Origin of the sequence: Bacillus sp. SH7-1 (genome assembly GCF_008042405.1) — a bacterium.
Lineage (GTDB): Bacteria > Bacillota > Bacilli > Bacillales > Bacillaceae_G > Bacillus_A > Bacillus_A thuringiensis_N.
Genome location: NZ_QNUD01000018.1, coordinates 13,267 through 38,232, shown reverse-complemented (window position 1 = coordinate 38,232; position 24,966 = coordinate 13,267). Strand labels below are relative to the sequence as shown.

Below are 24,966 nucleotides of genomic sequence, written 5' to 3'. Positions count from 1 at the left end.
AAGAAGATAGCCTTTATAGGCTATCTTTTTTTGTTTTACATTGAAAAAACTCTATTTCTCTCTTTAATTTTGTAACTATGCAAGATATTTTTATAGTGTTTTTCTATCAATATTATTCATTTTTCGAGGTTGAAATTGGTATATGCCAATTCTTAAGATTCACTATTCATAATATTACAAAAAATGTTACAATACATTCAAAATTACGCTATAAAATCATTTTAATATGAAAAATTGGAATGAAAAGAAAGGAGAGGAATATGAATAATGGTGTCGCTTTGAAATGATTATTATCATTTCAGTAGGAGTTGATGTAAAACGATGGATAGGTATGAAGAACTGGATTCTATACGAGGAATTTCTTCATTGATAGTAATGATTGGCCATCATTTAATGATTTTTTCAGCATTTCAAAATTACAGTTATGAAGATAATAAACCATTTGTTGTGTATCTATTAAAAGAAACGCCTGCTCGTCTAATTTTTAGTAGTGGTAACGAATCTGTTATTATCTTTTTTGTTTTGAGTGGATTTGTTTTGTATACATCCATTCAAAAGAACTACGATAGCTATAGGTCATTCGTTTTAAAGCGTATATGCAGAATATATATTCCATATATCGTCGCGATAATTATAGCTATTTTATGCCAGACTACAATGAGTAAATATGGTATTTCGTATTTAAGTGAATGGTTTAATCGCTCATGGACGATTGAAAGTTCTTCAAGTTTAATAGCGCAACATATTTTATTGGTTGGGAAATATAATACAGATGCATATAACGGCGTAATTTGGTCACTTGTTCATGAAATGCGAATATCAATAATTTTCCCGTTAGTTTTGATGGTTTGTTTACGAAAAACGTTGAGGTATTCATTATTGTCAGTGTTTAGTTTTAGTATATGTTCTGTCGTAATTTTATTTTTATTTCACTCAAGTTTAACATTAACTAGTTATACATTAACTCTGCATTACACAGTGCTGTTTTTACTAGGAGCACTAGTTGCGAAATATAAAAATAAGTTAATAGTTTTTTATAGTAATCGTACTAAAAATGAGAAAATTGCATGGTTTTTATTTGCGATTTTACTTTATATGTATGAAGGGCTTATTGGAGAAATTAAATTACTCAATAATTTTATATTTCGAGACTACGTAGTAGCGATAAGTGCGTGTTTATTTGTCATATTAAGTTTGTCAGTATCAACTTTGTCATCCTTGCTGCGTAATAAATACTTGTTATTCTTGGGAAAGATTTCTTACAGTCTTTATTTATACCATATTATATCTTTATTTTCCCTTATGTACATGCTCCATGAAATATTGCCGTTACCTATTATTTTAATTTTTTCGCTTATTCTTTCGTTTATACTTGCGATGATTTCTTATTTGTTTGTAGAAAAATTTGCATTCAGGATCGGAAAGTATATAACAAAGCAATCGAATTTAGAAAAGAAAGGACTATCTGTAGAAAGTGAGTTGCAGGATGTCATTCAAACAAAGGCGGTGAAATAATTGAAGCAAGAAATTAGTATGAAGGATTTTCAACAGTTATTGAAAAGAAGGATAGTAACAATCATTTTGACGATGTGCTGTTTAACTGTCTCTTTAATTCTGATCTCTATGTATGTATTAAAGCCTTCGTATCAATATTCAACGCAAATTCTTGTTGGGAATTTAGATGGATTTAATAAGGAGAATGCAGTGAATAAAACACAGGAAAATAAGCAGCTCGTAACTTCGTATGTTGATATTTTAAAAAGCCCACTTATTATTTCAACAGTCAAAAAAACTTTGAAATTAGAGCAATCAAGTTATGAGTTAGCACAAAAAATTTCAGTGGTGAATATGGACAATTCACAAATTGTTACTGTTACAGTAAAAGATTCGGACCCTAAAATCGTGAAGGAAATTGTAAATTCTTTGGCAGAACAATCTCAAAAAAGCTTTCAACAGTATACGAATGTACAGGGGATAAAAATATTAACTGACCCTGAGTTACAAGAAAAAGCTGAAAAGTTATTTCCGAAATTTCAACTTATCATTCCTATCTCTTTAATTGTTAGTTTTTTTGTTGGAGTAGGTTTAGCGGTATTTCGAGATTATTTTGATGAACGTATATACGAGGAACAGGATTTAGAGAAAATAACAACAGTCTCTGTTATTGGTCACATAAATATGAAACCGAAAAGAAAAAAGAAATCTACAGAAGTTGATCCGCAATCATCTATATATCGAGGTGAACATGTCGATGTTTAAGACAAAGAAACAGCTGCCATTTGATCCGCATGATGCTCTAATGAAAGAGCAGTTTTATACTGTGTATCACGAGTTGAAAAAATCGGGAAAACAAGTGTTCACAGTTAGTTCAACAAAGGATAGAGGTGTTGTTGCTTCGCTTATAGTAAATATGGGGCTAGTATTTGCGGAAATGAAAAAAAAGGTGTTACTTATCGACGTGAATTTTTCTGATCCTAAACTACATCTACTATTACAATGCAATCATACGAAAACAGTGAATGATATAATAAGCGATTCCACCTGTAGTTACGAATCCTTTTCTAGTAATTTATCTAATTACTTATATTGTATTCCTGCCAAAAAAACAGTACACACCGGAACGACTTTAGTTGCTATGGATGAATTTGATCGTGCAATTGAGAGGTGGAAAGAAGGTTTTGATTACATTTTCTTGTATTCCTCTGAAGTATTTGAGCTTCCTGCCACGCACATTATTACAGGGAAATGCGATGGAGTGGTCTTAGCAGTTAAAAAGAGAAAAGATTCCCTGCGTACTGTGCAAAAAGTAATAGCGGACATAAAGAGGAAAGAATGTGAATTAATAGGTATAGTTTTATATTCTTGAATGTGGGGGTAACGATCTATGATTCGTGAAACAAACCAAGCCAAGTTGTATACGATTCCAGCTCAAGCAAAGACCAGTATGTTGAATCGAAGTATAAAGCGCTTGTTTGATATTATATTTTCACTCATATTGTTACTAGTAACGATACCAATTATGTTGTTCTTTTGTATTATGATTGCTTTCGAAACAGCAGGAGCTCCAATTTATTTTCAAGAACGTTTAGGGATAAACGGGAGGAAATTTAATGTATTTAAATTAAGGTCCATGGTAAAAGATGCTGAAATAAATGGACCGCAATGGGCAAATGAAAATGATCCAAGAATTACTAAAGTTGGATCATTTATAAGAAAAACGAGAATTGATGAGTTACCGCAACTTGTAAATATTTTAAAAGGTGATATGTCTTTTGTTGGACCTCGACCAGAGAGAGCATATTTTTATAAACAATTTGATACGTATATTCCAGAATTCAAGGATCGTTTAATTGTGAAGCCAGGGTTAACAGGATGGGCACAAATAAATGGAGGATATAATCTTGATCCGAAAGAAAAATTGAAATTGGACATGGAGTATATTGAAATGAAAACGATTCGGATGGACATTCGTATTTTATGTAAAACCGTTTTAATTGTATTGAACGGTAACGGTGCAAGATAAATAATATGTAAGTAGGTTGCTCGCAAAGGAGAACTGGTATGGGTAGATCTATTTTAAATAATATTATCCATCTATTTTATAGCACGATTTTAGCTAATCTGCTTCAGGCTGTGAGTTTAATTGCTTTAGCAAATTTTTTTAATGCACAAAATTATGGGATGTTTAGTGTTGCTATAGCAGTGACGTTTGTTATGTTATTTTTTACAGATTTAGGACTTACTAACACGTTTCTTCGAGAAGGGGCAAAAGATGGCGTAGACGTAGAGGCGATTTTATCGTCGTATATAAAAATAAGGATGATTCTACTTATTTTTATTTCTATAATCGGTTATATTGCTATTCATTACATGTATGCGGATAAAAATTTAATTTATATGATGATAAACGTAATGTTTTTCATGTTAATAGGATTAACTTGGCAAAACATAGGCATTGCCTATTTTCAACTGACAGAACGTATGAAGTATATAGCACTTATTAAAGTTATATCAGCGTCAGTTGTTATCATAATTACATGTTTTTGTATTTTCGGAGAGTTACCGGTGTATGTAACGGCTCGTTTATATGCTTTTGGGTATATGATCGGTGGTTTATTTAGTATATATATCATGAGAAAAAAGACGAAAATGAATATGAAGGTCGTAATTCATAAAGCATTATTTTGGCAATTAACTCCGTTTATTATTAGCGGTTTTTTAATAATGAGTACGCCACAATTAGCGCCTATCTTGCTCAACTATACATTGCCATTAAGTATGATCGGTGTTTTTGCAGTGGCGTACCGGATGCCAGCAGCATTATATCAAGTGCCAGGAGTGATTGCAGGTGCATTTTTCCCAGTGCTCTTTAAGCATTATAACCAGAATAATTTAGAAGAGCATACGAAATTAAACTTACTTCAAATAAAAGCAATGGGGATTGTGGGAATATGTATGACGATAGGTTTATATTATTTAGCGCCATACTTTATTTCTATATTTTTTCATGAGGAGTGGAGTAATGCAGTAGAGCCACTCCAAATATTATCATTTCTCATTGTGCTGCAAAGTTTAAATATTGCTATAGCTGACGGCTTAACAACGAGTGGACGTCAAAATAAAAGAACTGTTGTGCAATGTATAGCGTTAGTGGTAGGTGGGATTATGCTTTATAGCTTTAGTAGTATTGGTGGAGTGATAGGAGCAGCTTATGCTATGGTTTTATTTGAAATTGTGGCTTTAGTTGGATATATAGCGGTAAGTGTAGTGAAGAAAAAAATTGTATTCCAAATTGTCATACCTTATACAATTTATTTTGGCGTAACTTTTATTGGAGTGCAATATATATTGCATACATATCATTTAATTGCGCTCATTCTTAATACGTTAATCGTAGTAGTTGGTATATTCCTATATGATTATGAGCTGAAAAAACTTCTTCTGTCATTTATAAGAAAAACACGCAAAAAGGATTATATTACGAAACAGGGGATATAGCCTATGGAAAATAATATGAAAATATCGATGAAATGGATTATGCTTCTAATATTATTTGTTATGTTAAGTAAATACAACATATATATTGGATTTTCGTTGAAGATATATATGATTTTTTTAGTCATATATTTTTGTTTAACAATTAAAAACTTTCATATTCAAAAGCTATATTTTCATGAAGTTGTATTTTTACTATTTTATTTCATCTATTGTTTGAGTGGAATTCTTTCTATATATTTAAATGCTAGTATTCGTATGATTTTTGGTGTTCTACTTGTTTTAGGGTGCTATTTTATAATGAGAAATTTATTAGGAAATGTTGAAATAGCAACACTTGAATCATCCATTGTCTATGTTGGATTATTATTTAATATTGTAAGCCTAATACTTTATATAGTCGGTTTACAGCACTTTGGATTATACGGTGGAGAAGAGAGAGAAATTTTTGCCGGACTATTAGTTGATAGAGGATATCCAAGGTTAATTGGATTGCTAGATGATCCTAACATTTTTATTTTTTATAATACAATATTTTTTATGTATTATATGACAAATTTACATAATATGACGAACATTATAGGATTGATTTTATGTGTTACGACGAGTTTATTAACTTTTTCAAGGGGAGGTATATTAGCACTTGTGCTTGTCGTTTTTGTATATGTATGTACATCTAGTTTTGCAAAAAAAATAAAAATAATGATGAGTTTACTATTGTTTAGTGTAGTAATTTTTAGTTTATCGAATAGTATAATGGGTGGTCAATTGGATGACATATTGAATAAAAGAATTTCTGATTTTTCGCACGATAATGGAAGTGGTAGATTTACATTATGGGAAGCTGCTTTTAAATATTATGTATCCAATCCATATATCGGAATCGGTGCATTTAACTTTTCGAATTATTATGAGTTTCAATTTAATGAAAAATTATATGTGCACAATACATTTTTAGAAATTTTGTCTGAATCAGGTACAATTGGTTTTCTTTTATATAGCGCGTTTTTAATCATATTAATGTTTAAGTTAACGCAGTATACTTTGTTTCGCGAAAAACCGTATCTTTTATTAACTATGATTGCATTTTTATTTCAGATGATGTCATTGTCACTCATTATTAACGAAGCGTTCTTTTTATTTTTAGCAATTGTTGTGAAGTACATTTCAATATATGAAGGAAGGGGAAAGGTAGATGGTAAAATGTCTATTAGCGCATAATAAGATGCCTCATGTCTCCGTAATAACACCTTCTTATAATAGTATACGATTTATAGGTGAGACGATTTTATCTGTACAGAATCAATCCTATGAAAATTGGGAAATGATTATTGTTGATGACGCTTCAACTGACCAATCTCTTGCAAAAATTAAAGAGATAATAGAAGGGGACTCGCGTATTAGGCTATTATCATTAAAAGAAAATATTGGAGCTGCGAAAGCTCGGAATTTAGCGATTGAAGAGGCGAGAGGAAGGTATATTGCTTTTTTAGATAGCGATGATATATGGTTGCCACATAAATTGAAGACGCAATTGTTATTTATGGAAGAAATGAATGTGGCCTTTTCATATGCATCGTATAGTTTAATTGATGAAAACGGTAATGAACTAAATCGAGAAGTGAATGTACCAAAATCTGTTGATTATCATTGTTTGGCTGGGAATACAATTATCGGTTGTTTAACAGTAATGATTGATCGTGAAAAAATTCCGCATATTGAAATGCCTAGTGTACAGCCAGAAGATACAGCGTTATGGCTGAACTTATTACATGAAGGGCATGAAGCGAAAGGGATACAGCAAGTGTTAGCGAAGTATAGAATTGTTGCAAATTCTGTTTCGAGGAATAAAATTAGAGCAGCTTTTCGGTATTGGAATTTATTAAGGGAACAAAAACGACTTAATGCAGTGCAAATTTTTTATTATTTTAGTAAGTATGCTTATCATGCCTATAGAAAAAATAAAATCAATGTAGTTGGGAAGACGCAATTATGAATATACTGTTGATGACAGATAAATTGATAACTGGCGGAGCTGAGAGTTATTTCTGTAAATTGGAAAGCAATTTACATGATGAGGATTTAAAGGTTTATACAGCTGCAGGTGATGGAGAACTATATGAATCTCTTACTAAAAAAGAAAATTTTATGTTACTTAGTCGATGGAATCATTTAAGAAATATTCATTACTTACGAGAAGAAATTTGCAAACGAAAGATAGAGCTTATTCATGCAAATAGTTTGCGAATGGTATTATATGCGTTTCTACTTCAAAAGTCTATGAGAAGAAAGATAAAGGTTGTGTATACGAAACATAATGTAACGATATTAGAAAAGAAAATGCCAGCGCTTTTTCGTTATTTCATGAATAAATATGTGAACAATATTATTACAGTAAGTGAGTTTGAAAAAAATAACTTAATTTCAATGTATGTAGCTGAAGAAAAAATAAAGACAATTTATAATGGGGTGGATATAGAAAAATTTTTATTCCAGCAGAAAAAGAAAGAATCTACTTATAATGTAGGGATATTAGCTAGATTATCACAGGAGAAAAACCATCAACTATTTGTAAAAATTGCAAATGTGTTGAAAGAGAGAAATGATTTTAAGTTTTATATTGCTGGTGATGGACCAGAGAAAGAATCTATTATGAAAGAAATAGAAAAATATGGATTGCAGCAAAGTATAAAGATGTTGGGGAATATTTCCGATCCGCACAGATTTATAGGAAATATGGATGCCTTACTTTTATTATCTTTTCGTGAAGTGTTTCCAATGGTAGTAATTGAAGCGATGGCTACAGGAACACCGATTGTTTCAATAGATGTTGGCGGGATAAATGAAGCTGTAATAGATGGGAAATCAGGTGTTTTGATACATGAATATTGCGAATCTGAATTTGCAAGTGCGCTTGAGGAACTACAAGGGAATGAAGATAAGGTGAATGATATTAGGTTGAAAGCAAGAGAGAAAGCAGAGAGGTATTTCTCATTAACTAAAATGATAGAAGAAACGAAAGATATATATGAATTAAACAAATGACGGTAGAAGTCGTTTGTTTTTTTTATTATAGAAACTTTTAAGGGACAACTCACATATTATATGAAAAATGTAATATGAGGAGTGAATTTGTTTTGTCAGAATATATTTCATCACAAGGAGATTGTGCACCGGAAAATAGTGTTCATATTGATTGTTTTGGTGCAGTTCCGAACTCAGGAAATGATAGTTCATTAGCAATTCAGCAAGCTATAAATTATTGTGTAGCAAATCGAATTTCGACGGTTAGAATTACAGGGGTAAATACGTACAAAATTGTAAAGCCGATTGTTATTAAATCAAACGTAAGGTTAGAGCTAGATCCTACTGTTACGGTGCAAATTGATGGGGATTTTAATGCGTTTGAACTGCAACAAAATGCGTCTATAACAGGTGGTACAGTTCAAGTTATAAATCCAGTGTTTCAATCTGCTGTTATTTATGTTTCCGGTTCACAACAAATAGAAGTTCCTAATCACTCTCTTATATCAAATATAAATATAGTAAATGCAACGTCGTCATATAAAGGTAAGGCTATACACTTTTATTGTCAAAAAGCATGGGATTATATTAGTTTCTTTCAAGTTAACTTTATTCAAATTAAAAACTTTCAAACTGCAATACATTTGAAGACAGAATATATAGATGATATAAATACACCTTGCTGGATTAACGCAAATGTATTTCAATCTATATTTATTGATGGATGTCAGTATGGGATAGAAGTTGATGGGAACAGTGATTTACCAAATGAAAGTTCAGGAAATACGTTTCATGATATTCAAGTGCAATGTAGACAGCAAACGAAAAAAGTCATTCGTTGTACGGGTGCCTATAATACATTTGATTGTATGATTTGGGATACGTACCGGATGAGTAGTGAACAGATTGTCATTGAATTTTCTTCTAATTCGCATCGTAACTATCTTTTTTCAAATTTACTTTCTACAACTATTGTAGATAAAGGGCAATACAATGTTTGCAAGTCTACCTATGAAGAATCTCTTCGAATTCAGTTACCGATTACGTTAAATAAACCACATTTAATAGGGAATCAAGATGATATTTTAGTAAATGCTCAGCAGAAGTATACGATTAAGCAAGTAAGTGGGAAAGTACCGTACGGGGGGAATCTCGCAAATTGTTTTAATTTAATAGATGAACAAAGTGTAAACTATATTGATGTTCCTGATAGTAATCCAGTTGTCATTGAACTAGATTTTACGAAAAATCCAATCACAATGTTGAATTGTTTTGGAATGTATTTTGGATGGGGAGAGAGTCCGAAGAAAATTAAAATTGAATATGCATTAAGTGCAACTGGAAATTGGGTTGTTGCATCGGATGTTCCTTTAAATGTAGGCGATACAATTATATCGAATATGAAAGCGAGTCAGTTATATAAAGTTAGAATTACATTGAGTGGTTATTCTCAAGACCATAAGCGTTTTCGGATTAATCGTATGTTTGCAAGGTCTTCTATGGAAAATGGGAATGCTTGGTTAGCAACAACTGGCGGAAGAATGTTTGGAGATATTGAAATAGAGGCAAGTAAAGGTATAATCATGAAGACTGCTAGTGGAGTGAAATGGAAAGTTACTATTAATGAGGCTGGCCAACTTATTACGACGAAAATAACTTGAGATGATGCTTAATTGTATATCATTGGACGAGTTACAACGTAGTGCGATAAAGGTAATGAAAAGAGATAGTAATTTGGTTGAAACCAAATTACTATCTCTTTTTTGTTTCATTTAATCCCACCAAATCCAAGTCCAAAGGTAATTTCGTACATTTCCAGGAGTAATCCGTATGAAGCGTTCACCGTCAAAGAAGCAATTAAAATTTGGAAGTGTTTCATCTGGATTTTCTGTAACAAAGGTGACAATGTTTTCGTTACTTGTGATGGTTACTGTAATTGGTGGGTCGGTAGGCGAGGCTTGAAGTTGTAACGAAATATTAGCCGTATTTTTAAATTGATTATTAACAGGTGTACTTATCACTTGTACTGTGAATACCACGATAATTGTTTCGCTTGGTTCTAAATTAGTAGCGACTAGGAAACCGATATTCGGATTCGCTAGTGGAGAACGTTCCCCATTAATGAAGACAGTGCCGTTCATAAATTGCAAGCCTGCTGGAATAGTATCTTGTAAAGAAACATTTGAAAGTGAAATCTCGGAAGTATTCGTAATACGCACCATGTAATCAAAATATTGATTTAAATAAGCTGAGCTGACGGAAGCGTTTTTCACTACTGTCGCAGTTATAAATTGAACTGGTATACGAACGATATTTGAATTAACAATAAAAGTAATAATTTGGTCCTGTGGTGTCAATTGGAAGGCGGCTGTAACTGTTGCGGAATTAATAATTGTACTGTTTGAAGGTATAGAAGTGACGAGAATTTTAAATGTTATCGTTGCTACTGTATCTGCAGGTAAAGCGCCAATATTAATACCAGTGTCTGGCCGGATATTTGGAACCGGAGTCCCGTTAATTGTTACGCTATTTTCTATAAATGTTGTACCAGCTGGAATTATATCTAGGACGGAAGTACTGATTGTAGGAATTGGTGAATGATTTATCACTTCTAATGTGAAAGTTATGGTGTCGCCTGTCACTACAATAGATTTATCAGCAGTTTTTTCAATGCTAACCATCGGGTCAACTACTGTTGTTGTAACGGTATTTGTTTGCTTTGTAACGGTATTTATTTGCTTTTTAATCGTAATAGATGGTTCGGTTGGACCGACAATAGGCGTATAGGAAATAGTAGCATCGTTATTGATTGTAGATTGAAGAGTAGAGGAAGATATTGTCACTTGGAATGTAATAATAACAGATTCATTTGGAGCAAGGTTTCCTAACGTAATACCATTTTCAGGATCCGCATTAGGTTGATTGATTCCATTAATCGTAACACTACCAATGACGAATGTCGTATCTACTGGTGCCGTGTCTACTAGAAGAAGATCTTCAATAGTGATATTACCACTATTAGTAATAGTAATGGTGTACGTTAAAGTTTGACCAGGTAAGGCACTCGTGAAATCAACTGCTTTTATGGCAATGACATTATCATTTTGAACGGTTGTTGTGACTGTATTTGTTGTCGGCGTATTCGTAACAGGTGCGTTATTTGGATTGACTATATAGTTAAAGGTAGTAATTGCATTGTTGTTGAGTTCATTAGGTGTTGGGATAGAAGTCACAGAAACTTGGAATGAAGCGATAGCATCTCCACCAACAATTATAGTGCCAATCGGTATGCCACTTACTGGATTAACTCCTGGAAGAGTTTCTCCGTTTACAATAACGCTATTTTCTATAAACGTAGTACCTTGAGGAATAATATCTTGAATGACTACATCATTTGCTGCAACATTACCAGTTTGATTGAGTGTAATCGTATACGTTAACGTGTCACCGACAGTTGCAAATGCAAGGTCTACAGCTTTATTACTATTCAAAGTCGCGTGATTAATTTCTGTTACGGCAGCTGATGAAATAATAGTTTTGGTAATAGGTGGTCGATCTGGTAACGTGTATTGAAATTCAATTGTACTCGTGTTAGAGATTGGATTTATTTGTGGAATCGAAGTAACCCGTACTTGGAATAGAATAGTTGCTGTTGTATTAGGTGGAATGTTATCAATTTGTATCCCGCTAAGTGGATTGTCATTTGGACGAGCGTTGCCATTCACAATAACACTGTTCTCTATAAAGCTCGTATTTGCTGGGATGATATCTGTAACGATAATGTTTTCTACTTGTATATTCCCATTGTTTGTGATGGAAATTGTGTAAGGGATAATCGTTTGTAGGTCAGCGTATTGGATAGGCGTTGTTTTTGTTGCGACTATAGTAGCAGTAATAACTTCAGTGAAGGTAATATTACTAGTCGATATTTGTTCTTCTCCATTTATCGTATAACGAGAAGTTGATTGATTTTGAACATGGCCGCTAGCTGGAAGCGCTATGACGGTAACAGAAAATGTGACTGGGATAGAAATGTTAGGAGCAATCGTTCCTACAAGTATACCGGTACTTGGATTGGCGTTAAGCTGCGGAATGTTATTTACTAAAACGCTACCGTCAATAAAGGTAGTTCCACCAGGAATATTGTCTGTAAATACAACAGCAGTGGCATCTGTATTCCCTGTATTCGTTAAAGTTGTTGTATAAGTTAAAATGTCACCAATTGTTACAGAAGTCAAATCAACGGTTTTAAGTGAAACGATATCAGCATCATTAATTTGAACGAAAGTAGTGTTGGAAGTAGTCGATTTTTGAATTGGTGTAAAATCAGGGTTGAAAATAAAGTCGTAGGCGATGTTTGCAGTATTAGGTGTTGGGTTTACAGCAGGTAAATTCGTAACGGAAACTTGGAAGGTTATGGTAGCCACTTGATCTGATGCGATATTAGGGATGGAAAAGCCGATATTCGGATCTGCCGCAGGAAATGCAGTATTGTTAACTATTACACTTCCCGGGATAAATACTGTTCCATCCTCTATCGTATCTGTAAAAAAGATGGAGTTAGTTGTAGTGGAACCGTTATTTTGAATGAGTACTGTATATTCAATAGTTTCATCAATGTTAGCTAATACTGTATTAGCGGATTTTGTAGCGATAAGAATAGCATCAATAAATTGTATATTTGTAGCATTGGAAGAGGTCGTTTCTGAAATTGCTGGTGTGCTTGGGTCTGGTCGATACTCGTAGTGAATGACGGCGATATTATTAATGTTATTTTGAGGAGGTATAGAGACTACATTTACTTGGAACGTAACGATAATTGTATTATTTGGAAGGATAATATTAAGGGTGATTCCGGTACTTGGATTCTCGTTAGGTCTTGGTATACCATCTACAAGGATGCTATTTGGAATGAATGTGGTGCCAGCAGCGATTGCGTCAATTAGGAGAGTATTTGTAATAGGTACTGTACCAGCGTTTGTAACTGCGACTGTATATGTGATGATTTGACCGATGCGTGTAATAGATCTGTTAGCGGATTTAATTGCACTAACATTTGCTGTACGGACTTCAGTAGTTACTGCATTTGATAACGATCTACGCTGAATAATTGGAGAACTAGGCTCAATTTGGTATTCATACGAAGTGTCTGAAATGTTAATGACTGTATTGCCAGGAGGTATACTTGTAAGTTGTACTTGGAATGAAATAGTGACTGTTTCATCTGGTTGTATCGTGCCAAGAGTTATTCCATTTTCAGGGTTCGCACCAGGCTGAATGACATTATTTATTGATAAGCTATCTTCAATGAATATAGTACCTTCTGGAATGTTGTCAATGAACACCGTATTGTTAGCTGGAACAGTTCCGATATTTTGTAGTGTATTTGTGTAGGTAATATTTTGCCCGATGGATACGAAAGTAACATCCGCCTGTTTAACGGAAATAATATTTGCATTTTGAAGTGATGTTGTAACGATATTAGAAGTTGCAGAGCGATTCACTGGGGGAGCTGTAGGAATACTTACATATTGGTAAGTTGCTGAAGATTGATTTACAATTTCTGTTTCAGTAGGTGGATTATTTGTTTGTACTTGAAATAGTATTGTTTTGGAACTATTTGGTGGGATCGTTCCAATTGATATTCCATTTTCAGGATTTGCATCAGGCTGAAGTACACCGTTAATTGTGACGCTGTCGGGAACGAATGTAGTCCCAGCTGGAATCGAATCTGTAAAAATAATATTTATTGCGTCAACATTGCCGATATTTTTCACTTCAGAAATATAATGGATCGTTCCACCAATATCTACAGTTGTTGGATTGGATGTTTTTGTAATTGTCAATTGTGCTTGCACGAAATTTGTAATGACGATATTACTAGTAGATGTTTCCGTAATAGGCGGTTGCCCTGGATCTGGTTGAATTGTATATGTTGTATTGGATTGATTTGTAATCGATTGTTGCGAGAATGGATCGTTAATAAGAATTTGGAACGAAATAAGGTGAATAGCGTTTGCTACTAGGTTAGGCAAAGTAACACCTGCGTTTGGATTTGCACCAAGTATAGCTGTTCCGTTAAGTGTAAAACTATTATCTACGAATGTAGTCCCTTCTGGAATAGTATCTGAAAATATAAGATTAGTAGCTTGAATATTTCCGGTATTCTCTAGTGTTATCGTATAGGTCAAAATGTCACCTATTGTTGCTTGTTGTGCATTAACTGCTTTTAATGAAAGAACATTCGCATCCGAAATTTGTGTGAATGCTGGATTAGACGTTATTGTTCGAGAGATGATAGGAGCGGTTGGATCGGCGATAAAAGTATAGGCAATACGGGCTATATTAGAAATTGGATTCACGCTTGGAATGGATTGAACGATAACTTGGAATGTTATGGTGATAATGTCTGAAGGCGCTATGGAGTTTAATGGTACCCCTACGTTTGGATCGGTACCTGGAGCTGAAACGCCATTAATGGTTACGCTATTCGTAATAAATGCAGTTCCTTCTGGGACCAAATCTGTTAAAGTAACTGTATTTGCAGTTGTATTCCCGTTATTTTGAACGACTACAGTGTAAGTGATTGTACCGTTAGTAGATTGTACGAGAGAATCTGTATTTTTAATTGCGGATAACGATGCATCAACGACAGCTGTACTAACCGTATTAGATGAGGAGGTTGCTGTAACTGGAGGTTGACTCGGATCGACAATATACGTGTAACTTGTAAGTGCTTGATTTATAATTGCTCCTTGCGATGGAATAGAGCTTGCAAGAAATTGGAACGTAATCGTAGCAGAATCACCTGGTGCGATAATACCAACTGGAATACCGAGAGTTGGACTTGCATCTGGAAGTGAAATCCCGTTGAGTGTAACACTATTTGGAACAAATAATGCTCCTTCAGGAACTCCGTTAATGAGTAATACAGAGTTTGCAGGGAAGTTTCCAGTATTCGTTAATATTGCTGTATACGTAATGATATCTCCGATAGATACAATTGTTCGATTTGCCTCTAAAACAGTTGTAACAGTCGCGTTATTAATTTGTGTTGAAGCGCTATTAGAATTTATTGTGCCGGTAACAGGAGGAGCCGCCGGATCAACGATAAATGCGTATTGAATAGATGCAACGTTTGTAATTGGATTTGAAGGTGGAGTAGATGTAACTATGACTTGGAAAGTAACAGTTAAGGAATTACCCGCGCTAACGGTTCCGATATTAACTCCGTTATTTGGATTTGCACTTGGAATGGTATTTCCATTTACAGCAAAACTATTTTCAACAAAGGTCGTTCCTGCTGGAATGAGGTCTGAGAAATTTACATTCGTAGCGTTTGTATTGCCGCTATTTTGAATTAAAACGGTATAAGTGATCGTGTCTCCAATATTTGCAAAGGCTGTACTAGCGGTTTTTACAGCTGAAAGTATTGCTGAATTAATAGAAGTAACGAAGACATTCGTTTCCACGTTGCCAGGCTGAGCCTGTAATGCATTGCCTACGTTATATTGGAAGTTCACAAATCCTAAGTTTTGAAGTTCAGGAGTGAATGTTGTTGGATTGCTTACAATTTGAACTTGGAATATGATTGTTACAGTTTGATTTGGATTGATTGTATTTATGCCAACACCGTCAATGATAGAGGCGGATGGTAATGAAGTACCTTCAACAACAACTGATCCTGTCACAAATTGTGTCCATGATGGTAAAGGGTCTGAGAAAACAACGTTGTTAGCTGGAATATTTCCTGTATTCGTAATCGTAGTTGTATACGTAATCGTATCACCAATCGTTGCAAAAGCTTTATCTCCGATTTTAATCGTGTTTAAAATTGCACTTTCGATTTTTGTTGAAACAGTAGTAGAAGTAATGTTTTTTGAAACTGGTGGATTAGCCGGATTAACGATATGTTGAAAGTTAACGCTAGCTTGATTGGTAATTGGATTTATAGGCGGGATTTCATCTGCGATAATATTAAATGCCACAATGACAGATTGGTTTGGCCCGATATCACCAATTGGGACGCCTGTAATGATATCTGCATTTGGGATGCTAGTTCCGTTAAATGTAAAACTATTCGGTTCAAATGAAGTTCCGTCTGGAATAAGGTCGGTAAAAATAACATTTGTTGCACTAACATTGCCGCTATTTGTAATTGTAACGGTGTAGATAATATCTTGCCCAATATCTACTGTTGACACATTTGAATTTTTTTGTGCAGTAAGGATAGCGCTATTAATTTGTGTGGTTGTTGCATTAGATTGATTAGAAGTTGTAATAGATGGCTGGCTAGGATCAACGACATAATGATATGTGATAGAAGCAGAATTAGAAATAGGATTAAGTGTAGGAAGTGTAGTAACAGTTGCTTGGAATGTGACAATTGCCGTATTACCACCATTAATGGAACCGATATTTACACCAGTAGATAAATTAGCATTTGGAATAGTTTGCCCATTAACTGTGAAACTATTTGGAACGAAACTTAAATTGCTATCAAGTATATCGATAACGGTAACATCAGTTGCGGTCACATTCCCGGTATTAGGGAGGTTAAGTGTAAATGTTATTGTATTACCAACATCCGCAAAGGTAAGATCTGCTGTTTTTGTACTTATAATATTTGCGTTATTTATTTGAAGAAGCGTAGTGTTGGAAGTAGCTGAACTCGACACTGGAGGGTTAACGGGATCAACAGTAAACTCATATGTCGTTGATGCTGTATTCGGTGCTGGATTAATAGGTGGAATGCTGCTAACTGTAACTTGAAAGACGATACTATATATTTCATTTGGTGGAAGTGCTGCAAGTAATACACCTGTATTTGGATTCGCGTTAGGTTGTAAAACGCCATCGACGGTTAATGTGTTAGGAACAAATGTGAGTCCACTTGGTAATACATCTGTGAATATAATATTAGTTGCATCGGTATTGCCTACATTGATAATAGAAGTAGTGTAAAAAGCAGTTTGCCCGATATCTGCATAGGATACACTTTCATTTTTCGTCATGGATAATATAGCTTCTGTAACTTGCGTGGAAACAGGATTACTAATAGAAGTTTCTGCATCAGGTGGTGAGACTAATTGATACGATGTCGATGAGAAATTTACAATGGTATTTTCAGTTGGGAAGGAGGTCACGTTTACTTGGAAGGAAATATTTACTGTAGACCCGGCTGTTATAGGCCCAATATTTACACCGTTTGTTGGATTCGCACCAATTTGAGGAATTCCATTAATAGAAAATGAGTTTGCAATAAATGTGGTTCCGCTTGGCGCGGTATCTGTAAAAATAACATTTTGTGCGGAGGAATTTCCGTTGTTTGTTAAAGCAACGGTATAGGTGATTGTATCTCCGATTTGGCTATAGGTTTTATCCACTTGCTTGGATGAAAGAATTGTAGCGGTATTAATTGTAGTAAATACAGTGTTTGAAGTAGCAGTTCTTGAAACAATCGGTGCATTTGGATCAGCGATAAATGAGTAAGAAGCAGTAGCCGCATTGGCAATAGGATTTTGAACAGGAGTCGAAGTAGCGGTAACTTGAAATGCTATAGATATTGAGCTGTTAGGGGCAATTGATCCGGTTGTTATACCTGTATTAGGATCGAGTCCGATGTGTGTACTGCCATTGATTGTGACGCTATTCGGAATGAACGTTGTACCATCTGGTATAAGATCAGTGAAAGCAATATTCGTTGCATTTGTATTACCATTATTCGTTAAAATTGTAGTATAGGTAATGGTATCACCTAGTGTTACAATTGTTTGATCGACCGATTTTACCATCGTTATCATAGCATCTAATACAGGGTTTGTAACGATATTCGTTGAAGTAGAAGTAGTAATAGGAGTTGCGCTTGGATCAACAGTATAAGAGTATAAAATTGTATCGTTCCCCATAATTGAACTTGAAGGGGGTACAGAAATAACATTTACTTGGAAAGTAACAGTTACTGTTGCGCCAGGGGCGATATTTGGTATAGTTACTCCGAGCGCTGGCCGTGCACCAAATTGCTGCATACCATTGATTGTGAAGGAATTTGGTATAAATGTAGTGTTAGCTGGAATAGCGCTTGTGAATGTAATATTCGTTGCTGTTGTATTTCCTGTATTTGTAATAGTAGATGTATACGTAATCGTATCGCCAACAGAAATAATGGATTTATCAGCATTTTTTGTGGTAGTTAATATTGCGCTATTTATTGTCGTAGTAACGGTATTCGATGAAGCGGTTTGAGTGATAACTGGTTGACTTGGATCGACAATATGCTGAAATTGTACAGAACTAAAATTAGAAATTGGATTTATACTTGGAATGTTTGTAATAAGTACGTTGAGAGTAATCACAGCCGTTCCATTTGGGTTTATATTTCCAATCTGAATCCCGTTAGCTGGATTTCCGATTTGCTGTGTACCAGAATCGTTTGTAAGAGTGCCAGATATGAATGTCGTTCCATCAGGTAAAGTATCCGTAAAAATTATATTTTGTGAAGTGACATTTCCAGGGTTACTTAATGTAATCGTATAAGAAATTGTATCGCCAATTGTTGCGAAAGTTTTATCTACAGATTTGATTGCCACAATTTCCCCAGAATTTATTTGTGTCGAAACAGAATTAGATGTCGTATTTCGTGAAACAAGTGGTAAATTAGGTCCTGTCATAAATTGATAATCAATAGAAGCGCCGTTTACAACTGGTGAGTTTGGTCCTCCAGGTCCGATTGTAAAAATAGGATTTGGGATGCTAACTACTTGCACACGGAAGGTGACGTTTATAAAATCTCCTGCAATAATATCTCCAATGGGTATCCCGTTCGCTGGACTTACTCCAGGTAATAAAACTCCGCCTACTCGAACGCTATCTTCTATAAATACTGTATTATTTGGAATTGGATCTGTAAAAATGATATTAGTAGCAGTTGAGTTACCTATATTTTCTAATAAAACAGTATACGTTAAAAATGAATTTCCAGGTGCGATGTCAGAGAATAGTCGATCCACACTTTTCGTTGCTTGAATAATTGCTTCGTTAATTTGGACTAAAGTTGGATTACTTGTAGCTGTTTCTGTCACCGGCGGCTGGGTAGGATCAACAATGATAGAGTATGTTGTGCTAGATTGGTTCAATGTAGGATTTGTAGCTGGTATTGAGCCAATAATAGCTTGAAAGCTAATTGTTGTCGTTCCTCCAACTGGAATTGAGTTTAAAGAGATTCCGCTATCTGGCCTAAATCCAAGTTGTGGGATGGAGTTAATTTGTACACTATCAGGAACGAATGAAAGTTCGGGTGGTAATATATCGATAAAAACAGGTGTGTTTGCAGTAGTATTTCCGCTATTAGTGAGGGTAGTTGTATACGTAATTGTATCTCCAACAGCAGCAAATGCGCTGCTTGCAGTTTTTGTTGCGATAACAGAAGCAGTATTTACTTGTGTAAAAGTTTTATTGGATTGAACTGTTCGTAAAACCGGCGGCTCATTTATATCAACAATAAAGCTATATTGAACTGATGATTTGTTCGGAATTGGATTAGGGGCTGGAAGTGTTGTAATGTTTACCTGAAAACTGAGTGTACTCGATGCATGTGCATTCAAGTTACCAATATTAATACCATTTTGTGGATTTGCATTCGGAGTGGTTACACCATTTATTTTAAAGCTATTTGGGACAAAGGTAGTACCGTTTGGAATTGTGTCTGTAAAAACAATGTTGTTTGCAGTAGTATTTCCTGTGTTTGTAACAGTTGAAGTGAATGTAATCGTATCACCAATCGTAGCGAAAGTTGTACTCGCATTTTTATTTAAAACTAAAGTAGCATCAATAATTGGAGTAACCGTCGTATTCGTAATTGTACTATTAACAGCAGGTGATTGGTTTGGATTCACGGTATATTCATAATTTACAAGAGCATTATTTGTTAATGTGCCACTAGGTGGTATCGCTAAAATTTGTGCTTGAAAAGTAATGAATACAGTATCTCCTGGGGGAATATCTGCTAAGTGAATACCAAGTGATGGATCTAACCCTGGCTGCGGAATATTATCGATAGTTACAGAGTTTGGCACAAATGAGGCGCCTGCACCGAGTCCATCTGTTAAAACTGTAGCGCTAGCAGGGATATTCCCTGTGTTCGTAACTGCAATCGTATAAGTAACGATATCACCAATTGCAGCTGTCGGTGTATTCACTGACTTCGTAGCGACGATTGTAGCGTTATTAATTTGAGTTGTTATTAGATTGCTTAGCGCATTGGCGGAAGCAGGAGGTAAGTTAGGATTTACGATATATTGGTATGTTGTATTACTTTGATTCGGGATTGGATTTGGACTAGGAATGGAATTTACTATTACTTGAAATGAGATTGTTGCACTTGTATTAGGGTTTATTGGATCAATTGCAATTCCACTTGCTGGATTTGTATTAGGGAGTGTATTTCCGTTTACTGTTACACTATTAGGGATAAATGATGTTCCGTTTGGAATTACATCTGTAAAAATTACATTTGATGCAAGTGTATTCCCGCTATTCGTTAAAGTAGTCGTGTACGTAATAATATCATTTACGTTCGCAAACTGTTTATCTACAGATTTTGCAGCGGTAATCGTTGCATTATTAATAGTTGTCTGTACAGTGTTAGAGGTCACTATCTGCGTTACAACTGGTTTGGATGGATCATACGTGTATTGGAATGTAGTGCTCGATTGATTCGTAAGCGGATTTGCACTAGGAATAGTTGGTACAGAAACTTGGAATGAAACAGTACGTGATGAATTCGCTCCTATCGTGCCAATCAAAATGCCATTAGCAGGGTTTGCATTAGCTATAGGGACACCGTTAATCGTTACAGTGTTAGGAAGGAAGATGGTACCAGCTGGAATGATATCTGTAAACGTTACATTAGAGGTAGGGATATTGCCGTTATTCGATAAAATTGTTGCATAAGTTATGATATCGCCAACATCAGCGAAATTTGTACTTGTTAGTTTCGTAGCAACAATATTAGCGGTGTTAATTTGTGTCGTTACTATATTACTAGTAGCATTTCTCACAACAGCAGGTGAATTTGGATCTGCGATAAAGCTATATTGAAGTGCAGCACTGTTTTGCACTGGATTTGGTGAAGGTATCCCATTCGTACTAATTTGGAAGACAATAGTTGTAATTCCGCCTGCTGGAATTGTGCCAATTTGAAGACCGACACTTGGATCGGCACCTAGTTGTAAAGTACCGCCTATAAAAATACTATTTGGTATGAGAGTCGTACCAGGAGGTAGTATATCAGTAACAACTACATTATTTGCTGGAGTATTTCCTGGGTTAGCTAGGGAAATGGTATATGTGATTGGTTGCCCAACATCAGCAATAGTTAAATCTACCTGTTTGACAATAACTACATTTGCTAAATTAATTTGTGTACTTACAGTATTACTTAAAGATGTTTCTATAGTTGGTGGATCACCCGGATTTAAAATAAAACTATACTGTGTACTAGATGAATTTAATGTTGGGTTTTGTGTTGGTAAAGAGGTGACAGTTACTTGATAAGAGACGGTAAGTGAGCTGTTAGCAGGAATGGAAGGTAACGGAACACCGACATTTGGATCGGCGTTATTTTGGAGTACACCATTAATAAGGAAAGTGTTTTGGATAAAGGTAGTACCGTCTGGATTCGGATCTACGAAAGTAGGGCTATCAGCAGAAACGCTTCCTGCATTCGTTAAAACGACGGTATAAGTTAATACATCCCCTACAGTAGCGAACCCTTTATCCACTGTTTTGGCTGAAATGACATTTGCATCGTTTACTTGCGTAAATGTAGTAGTTGAAGTAGTGTTCTTACTTACAGGCGAAGCGTTTGGATCAACGATAAAGTTATAAGAAATGAAGGCACTATTCGAAATAGGATTTGGGTTTGGAATGCTAGTTATTAATACTTGGAATGAAGCTGTAATCGTAGTATTAGCATTGATGCTACCAATATTGATGCTAGCTGGTGTTGCGCCCGGTTGAGTAACACCGTTAACTATAACACTGTTCGGTACAAAGGAAGTACCGTTCGCTATTGAATCGGATAGTAATACATTGTTCGCCGTAACATTTCCATTGTTTGTAAGAGCGAAGGTATAAGTTAATACATCTCCAACTTCCGCAAATGTTTTATCTACAGATTTAGTAGCTTGAAGGTTTGCTAGTCTAATTGTTGATGTAACAGAATTAGAATTTGCTGTTTTTGAAGTTGGTGGCAGACTTGGATTTACAGTATATAAATAAGAGGCCAAAGCATTATTAATGATAGGATTTTGGGCGGTAATATTGATGACAGTTACTTGGAAAGAAAGTGTAAAAGTAGCTCCGCCAGGAATTGTACCGATAGGTAAAGCAACGAGAGAATCTACATTTTGCAAAACGCCGTTTAGTGTTACAGTACCAGGAGTTAAAATTGTTCCATTTGGAAGTGGATCTGTTAGTTGTACGTTAGTTGCAGTTGTATTTCCACTGTTTGTAATAAGAATTGTATAACTGATTGTTTCGCCAATTGTAGCAAATTGCTTGTTTGTTGATTTTGTTAATGTTACATTCGCATTATTAATTTGAGTGGAAACGAGATTAGAAGAAATGTTTTTTGTAACGGGTGATTGGCTAGGGTTGACGATATATTGATAAGAAGCGCTTGATCCATTAGATACGCCATTTGACGCGGGTATTGTATTTACTACTACTTGAAATGAAACATTTTTAGTTGTACCAGTTGGGATTGATCCAATGTTCACACCATTAGCGGGATTTGCTCCTACTTGTGTCGTGCCATCAATTGTTAAACTGTTTAGAACAAAAGTTGTTCCGGTAGGAATGACATCTGTAAAAATAACATTGTTCGCATTCGTATTACCTGTACCTGTAAAGGAAACGGTGTACGTTAGTGTATCACCAATATCTGCAAAATTTTTATTTACTGCTTTCGTCATTGTTACAGTAGCATTATTCACTTGAGTGGAGACAATATTCGTCGTATCAGTCCCGCTTACTGCCGGTTGATTTGGTACAGGAATGTATTGATATGTTGTTGTTCCACTATTTAAGATGGGGTTTGTTTGGGGGATAGATGGAACGAATATTTGGAATGAAATAGTAGTAGTGGAATTTGCGGCAATAGATCCAATTGATATACCATTAGCGGGATTTGTTCCTGCCTGAGTAACCCCGTTAACAGTTACACTCCCTGGAATGAAAGTAGTCCCGCTAGGAATTGGATCCGTATATATAACGTTAGTTGCAGCGATATTTCCTATATTAGCTAAGGCAATACTGTAAGTTAACGTTTCACCAATATCGGTAAAAAGTTTGTTAACTGATTTTGTTCCATTAATATCTGCGAGGTTAATTTGTGTTCCGGCAGAGTTGCTTGTTGCAAGACCGTTAAAGGTTGTTCCTCCAGCAATTGGTGTATATTGAAATGTAATATTAGCGGTGTTAGAAATCGGATTTGGATTTGGAAGAGAAACGACAGTCGCTTGGAAAGTTACTGTACGGGAAGCACTGTTATTAATTGTTCCAAGAGATATACCAGCGGCAGGATTTGCATTTGTTTGTGGTACGTTATCTACCGTTACAGTGCCAGGTATAAATGAAGTACCGGTAGGAAGATTATCTATAAAAATAACGTTATTGGCGGGAAGAAGCCCGGTATTAGGAATCGTAACGGTATAAGTGACGACATCCCCAATTGCAGCGACGCTTTTATTTACGCTTTTCGTTGCTTGTATGTTAGGTGAATTTATGTTGATTTGTAAACCGACTGTATTTAACATATACGCGTCTCCGTTAGTTGTTAAACGGATGGCGGCGGACACTTGAGAATTTGTTAAATAAGGGGAAATATCAATAGAAGTAATGTCCCAACCTTGTCGACCGGCTGAGATGTTTGTAGCTGTAGAGGCACTTTGATTTCGCGTTCCAAATGTCCCAGTTGTATCTAAGTTTCCTGCAGCGTTATTGACCTGAGAACCAAAAAAATTATTTACAGCATTATTTGGCCCAGATAAAGCATTTAATGAACTGAAATTGGGTCCAAATAAAGCTTGATCCCCGGTTAAATCAGCATCTCCTTCGGTAGAACTTAAAAATAATCTCCCGCTTACAGGTCCCCCTGAAGGTGTTAAAAATCCTGAGACAGATACATCAGCACTACCAGTTTCTGCGGAAACACGGTTACCTGCTACATAAATCGTCAAGTTTCTTGCGGGTAATGTCCCGTTTTGATAAGCGACGATAAGTGTCCATCCAGCCGAATTAATTGTTCCGTTAGAAGCATCTATGGGGTCCACAAGTCCAGGGACAGAGCCAGTTGTATAAGAGCCAGATCCTCCAGCTTGAATAAGAGATGTTACATCTGCAGAACGTGTATAGAATCCAAATGTGATGGACCCGGAAACGAATGTTTGATTGGAAGCTGTAACAGCTGAAGGAGTAATCGAGTATGTTGAAACAGGTGTTGTAAAAGAAACCGGGTTTCCTAATACACTCGTAATGTTTTGATCACGAGATAAATAGTTTCCGCCCCAAACGAGTTCTGCGTAAAGAATCGTACTACCAGCAGGTATATTTAAAATAGCGGTAGAACTATTTTGTGTATAGTTTAACGTTGTACCAGCAGGAAAAGTAGTGACTTGTAAAGCAGTATTCGTAGTTGCGAATGCACCAATTGCCCCGATTGTACCAGCACGGTTTTGATTACTAATTTTACTTAAGCCTAAAGTATTTCCTGTAATAGCGAGTGCGCCGTTAGTGGTGGTAGAAAATCGATTCGTAATGGGCATGTTGTCACCTCATTTACAATATAGTCTTGGTCAAAATAGGATATGAGTGTGACAAATAAAGGGAAACATGTACGAGTTGATTTAGTAATAATGATTTAAATGTCTAGATAAGGGGATGGAG

General features: G+C 35.3%; 10 protein-coding genes. 9 read left to right on the top strand and 1 reads right to left on the bottom strand.

Going from position 1 to position 24,966, the window contains the following annotated elements; all coding sequences use genetic code 11:
* Positions 1–321 precede the first annotated feature (321 nt).
* From DN390_RS16835 to DN390_RS16795, 9 genes are all read left to right on the top strand, one after another.
* Positions 322–1,515, top strand: coding sequence for an acyltransferase family protein (locus tag DN390_RS16835; RefSeq protein WP_147807883.1), 1,194 nt, complete (start codon positions 322–324; stop codon positions 1,513–1,515).
* Entirely contained in the window at positions 1,516–2,259 is a 744-nt protein-coding gene (locus DN390_RS16830; RefSeq protein ID WP_147807882.1) for a YveK family protein, read from the top strand.
* A complete protein-coding gene (locus tag DN390_RS16825; protein ID WP_147807881.1) occupies positions 2,246–2,866 on the top strand; it encodes a CpsD/CapB family tyrosine-protein kinase in 621 nt (206 codons plus the stop codon). The genes DN390_RS16830 and DN390_RS16825 overlap by 14 nt, the downstream gene beginning before the upstream one ends.
* An 18-nt stretch (positions 2,867–2,884) precedes the next feature.
* Complete coding sequence (locus DN390_RS16820) at positions 2,885–3,523, top strand: sugar transferase (protein ID WP_147807880.1); 639 nt, start codon at positions 2,885–2,887, stop codon at positions 3,521–3,523.
* A 38-nt stretch (positions 3,524–3,561) separates the two neighbouring features.
* Positions 3,562–4,998 carry an oligosaccharide flippase family protein gene (locus DN390_RS16815; RefSeq protein ID WP_147807879.1) on the top strand — a complete coding sequence of 479 codons (1,437 nt, stop codon included), beginning with the start codon at positions 3,562–3,564 and terminating at the stop codon, positions 4,996–4,998.
* 3 nt (positions 4,999–5,001) lie between these two features.
* Positions 5,002–6,216 (top strand): O-antigen ligase family protein, encoded by a 1,215-nt coding sequence (locus DN390_RS16810; RefSeq protein ID WP_147807878.1) that lies wholly within the window; start codon positions 5,002–5,004, stop codon positions 6,214–6,216.
* Positions 6,191–6,991 (top strand): glycosyltransferase family 2 protein, encoded by an 801-nt coding sequence (locus tag DN390_RS16805; RefSeq protein ID WP_147807877.1) that lies wholly within the window; start codon positions 6,191–6,193, stop codon positions 6,989–6,991. Before DN390_RS16810 ends, DN390_RS16805 begins: the two co-directional genes overlap by 26 nt.
* Positions 6,988–8,040 (top strand): glycosyltransferase family 4 protein, encoded by a 1,053-nt coding sequence (locus DN390_RS16800; protein WP_147807876.1) that lies wholly within the window; start codon positions 6,988–6,990, stop codon positions 8,038–8,040. Before DN390_RS16805 ends, DN390_RS16800 begins: the two co-directional genes overlap by 4 nt.
* Before the next feature lie 92 nt (positions 8,041–8,132).
* On the top strand, positions 8,133–9,680 hold the full coding sequence (locus DN390_RS16795; RefSeq protein WP_147807875.1) for a glycoside hydrolase family protein: 1,548 nt from the start codon (positions 8,133–8,135) through the stop codon (positions 9,678–9,680).
* A gap of 111 nt (positions 9,681–9,791) precedes the next feature.
* Here the strand turns inward: DN390_RS16795 and DN390_RS16790 are convergent, their stop codons facing one another.
* Positions 9,792–24,845, bottom strand: a complete 15,054-nt coding sequence (locus tag DN390_RS16790) for a DUF7507 domain-containing protein (RefSeq protein WP_147807874.1) — start codon at positions 24,843–24,845, stop codon at positions 9,792–9,794.
* Positions 24,846–24,966 lie beyond the last annotated feature (121 nt).

Bases quoted from the DNA above. Each gene is read 5' to 3' on its own strand.
- DN390_RS16835 (WP_147807883.1), top strand. From the start codon at position 322: ATGGATAGGTATGAAGAACTGGATTCTATACGAGGAATTTCTTCATTG.
- DN390_RS16825 (WP_147807881.1), top strand. From the start codon at position 2,246: ATGTCGATGTTTAAGACAAAGAAACAGCTGCCATTTGATCCGCATGAT.
- DN390_RS16820 (WP_147807880.1), top strand. From the start codon at position 2,885: ATGATTCGTGAAACAAACCAAGCCAAGTTGTATACGATTCCAGCTCAA.
- DN390_RS16815 (WP_147807879.1), top strand. From the start codon at position 3,562: ATGGGTAGATCTATTTTAAATAATATTATCCATCTATTTTATAGCACG.
- DN390_RS16810 (WP_147807878.1), top strand. From the start codon at position 5,002: ATGGAAAATAATATGAAAATATCGATGAAATGGATTATGCTTCTAATA.
- DN390_RS16805 (WP_147807877.1), top strand. From the start codon at position 6,191: ATGGTAAAATGTCTATTAGCGCATAATAAGATGCCTCATGTCTCCGTA.
- DN390_RS16800 (WP_147807876.1), top strand. From the start codon at position 6,988: ATGAATATACTGTTGATGACAGATAAATTGATAACTGGCGGAGCTGAG.
- DN390_RS16790 (WP_147807874.1), bottom strand. From the start codon at position 24,845: ATGCCCATTACGAATCGATTTTCTACCACCACTAACGGCGCACTCGCT.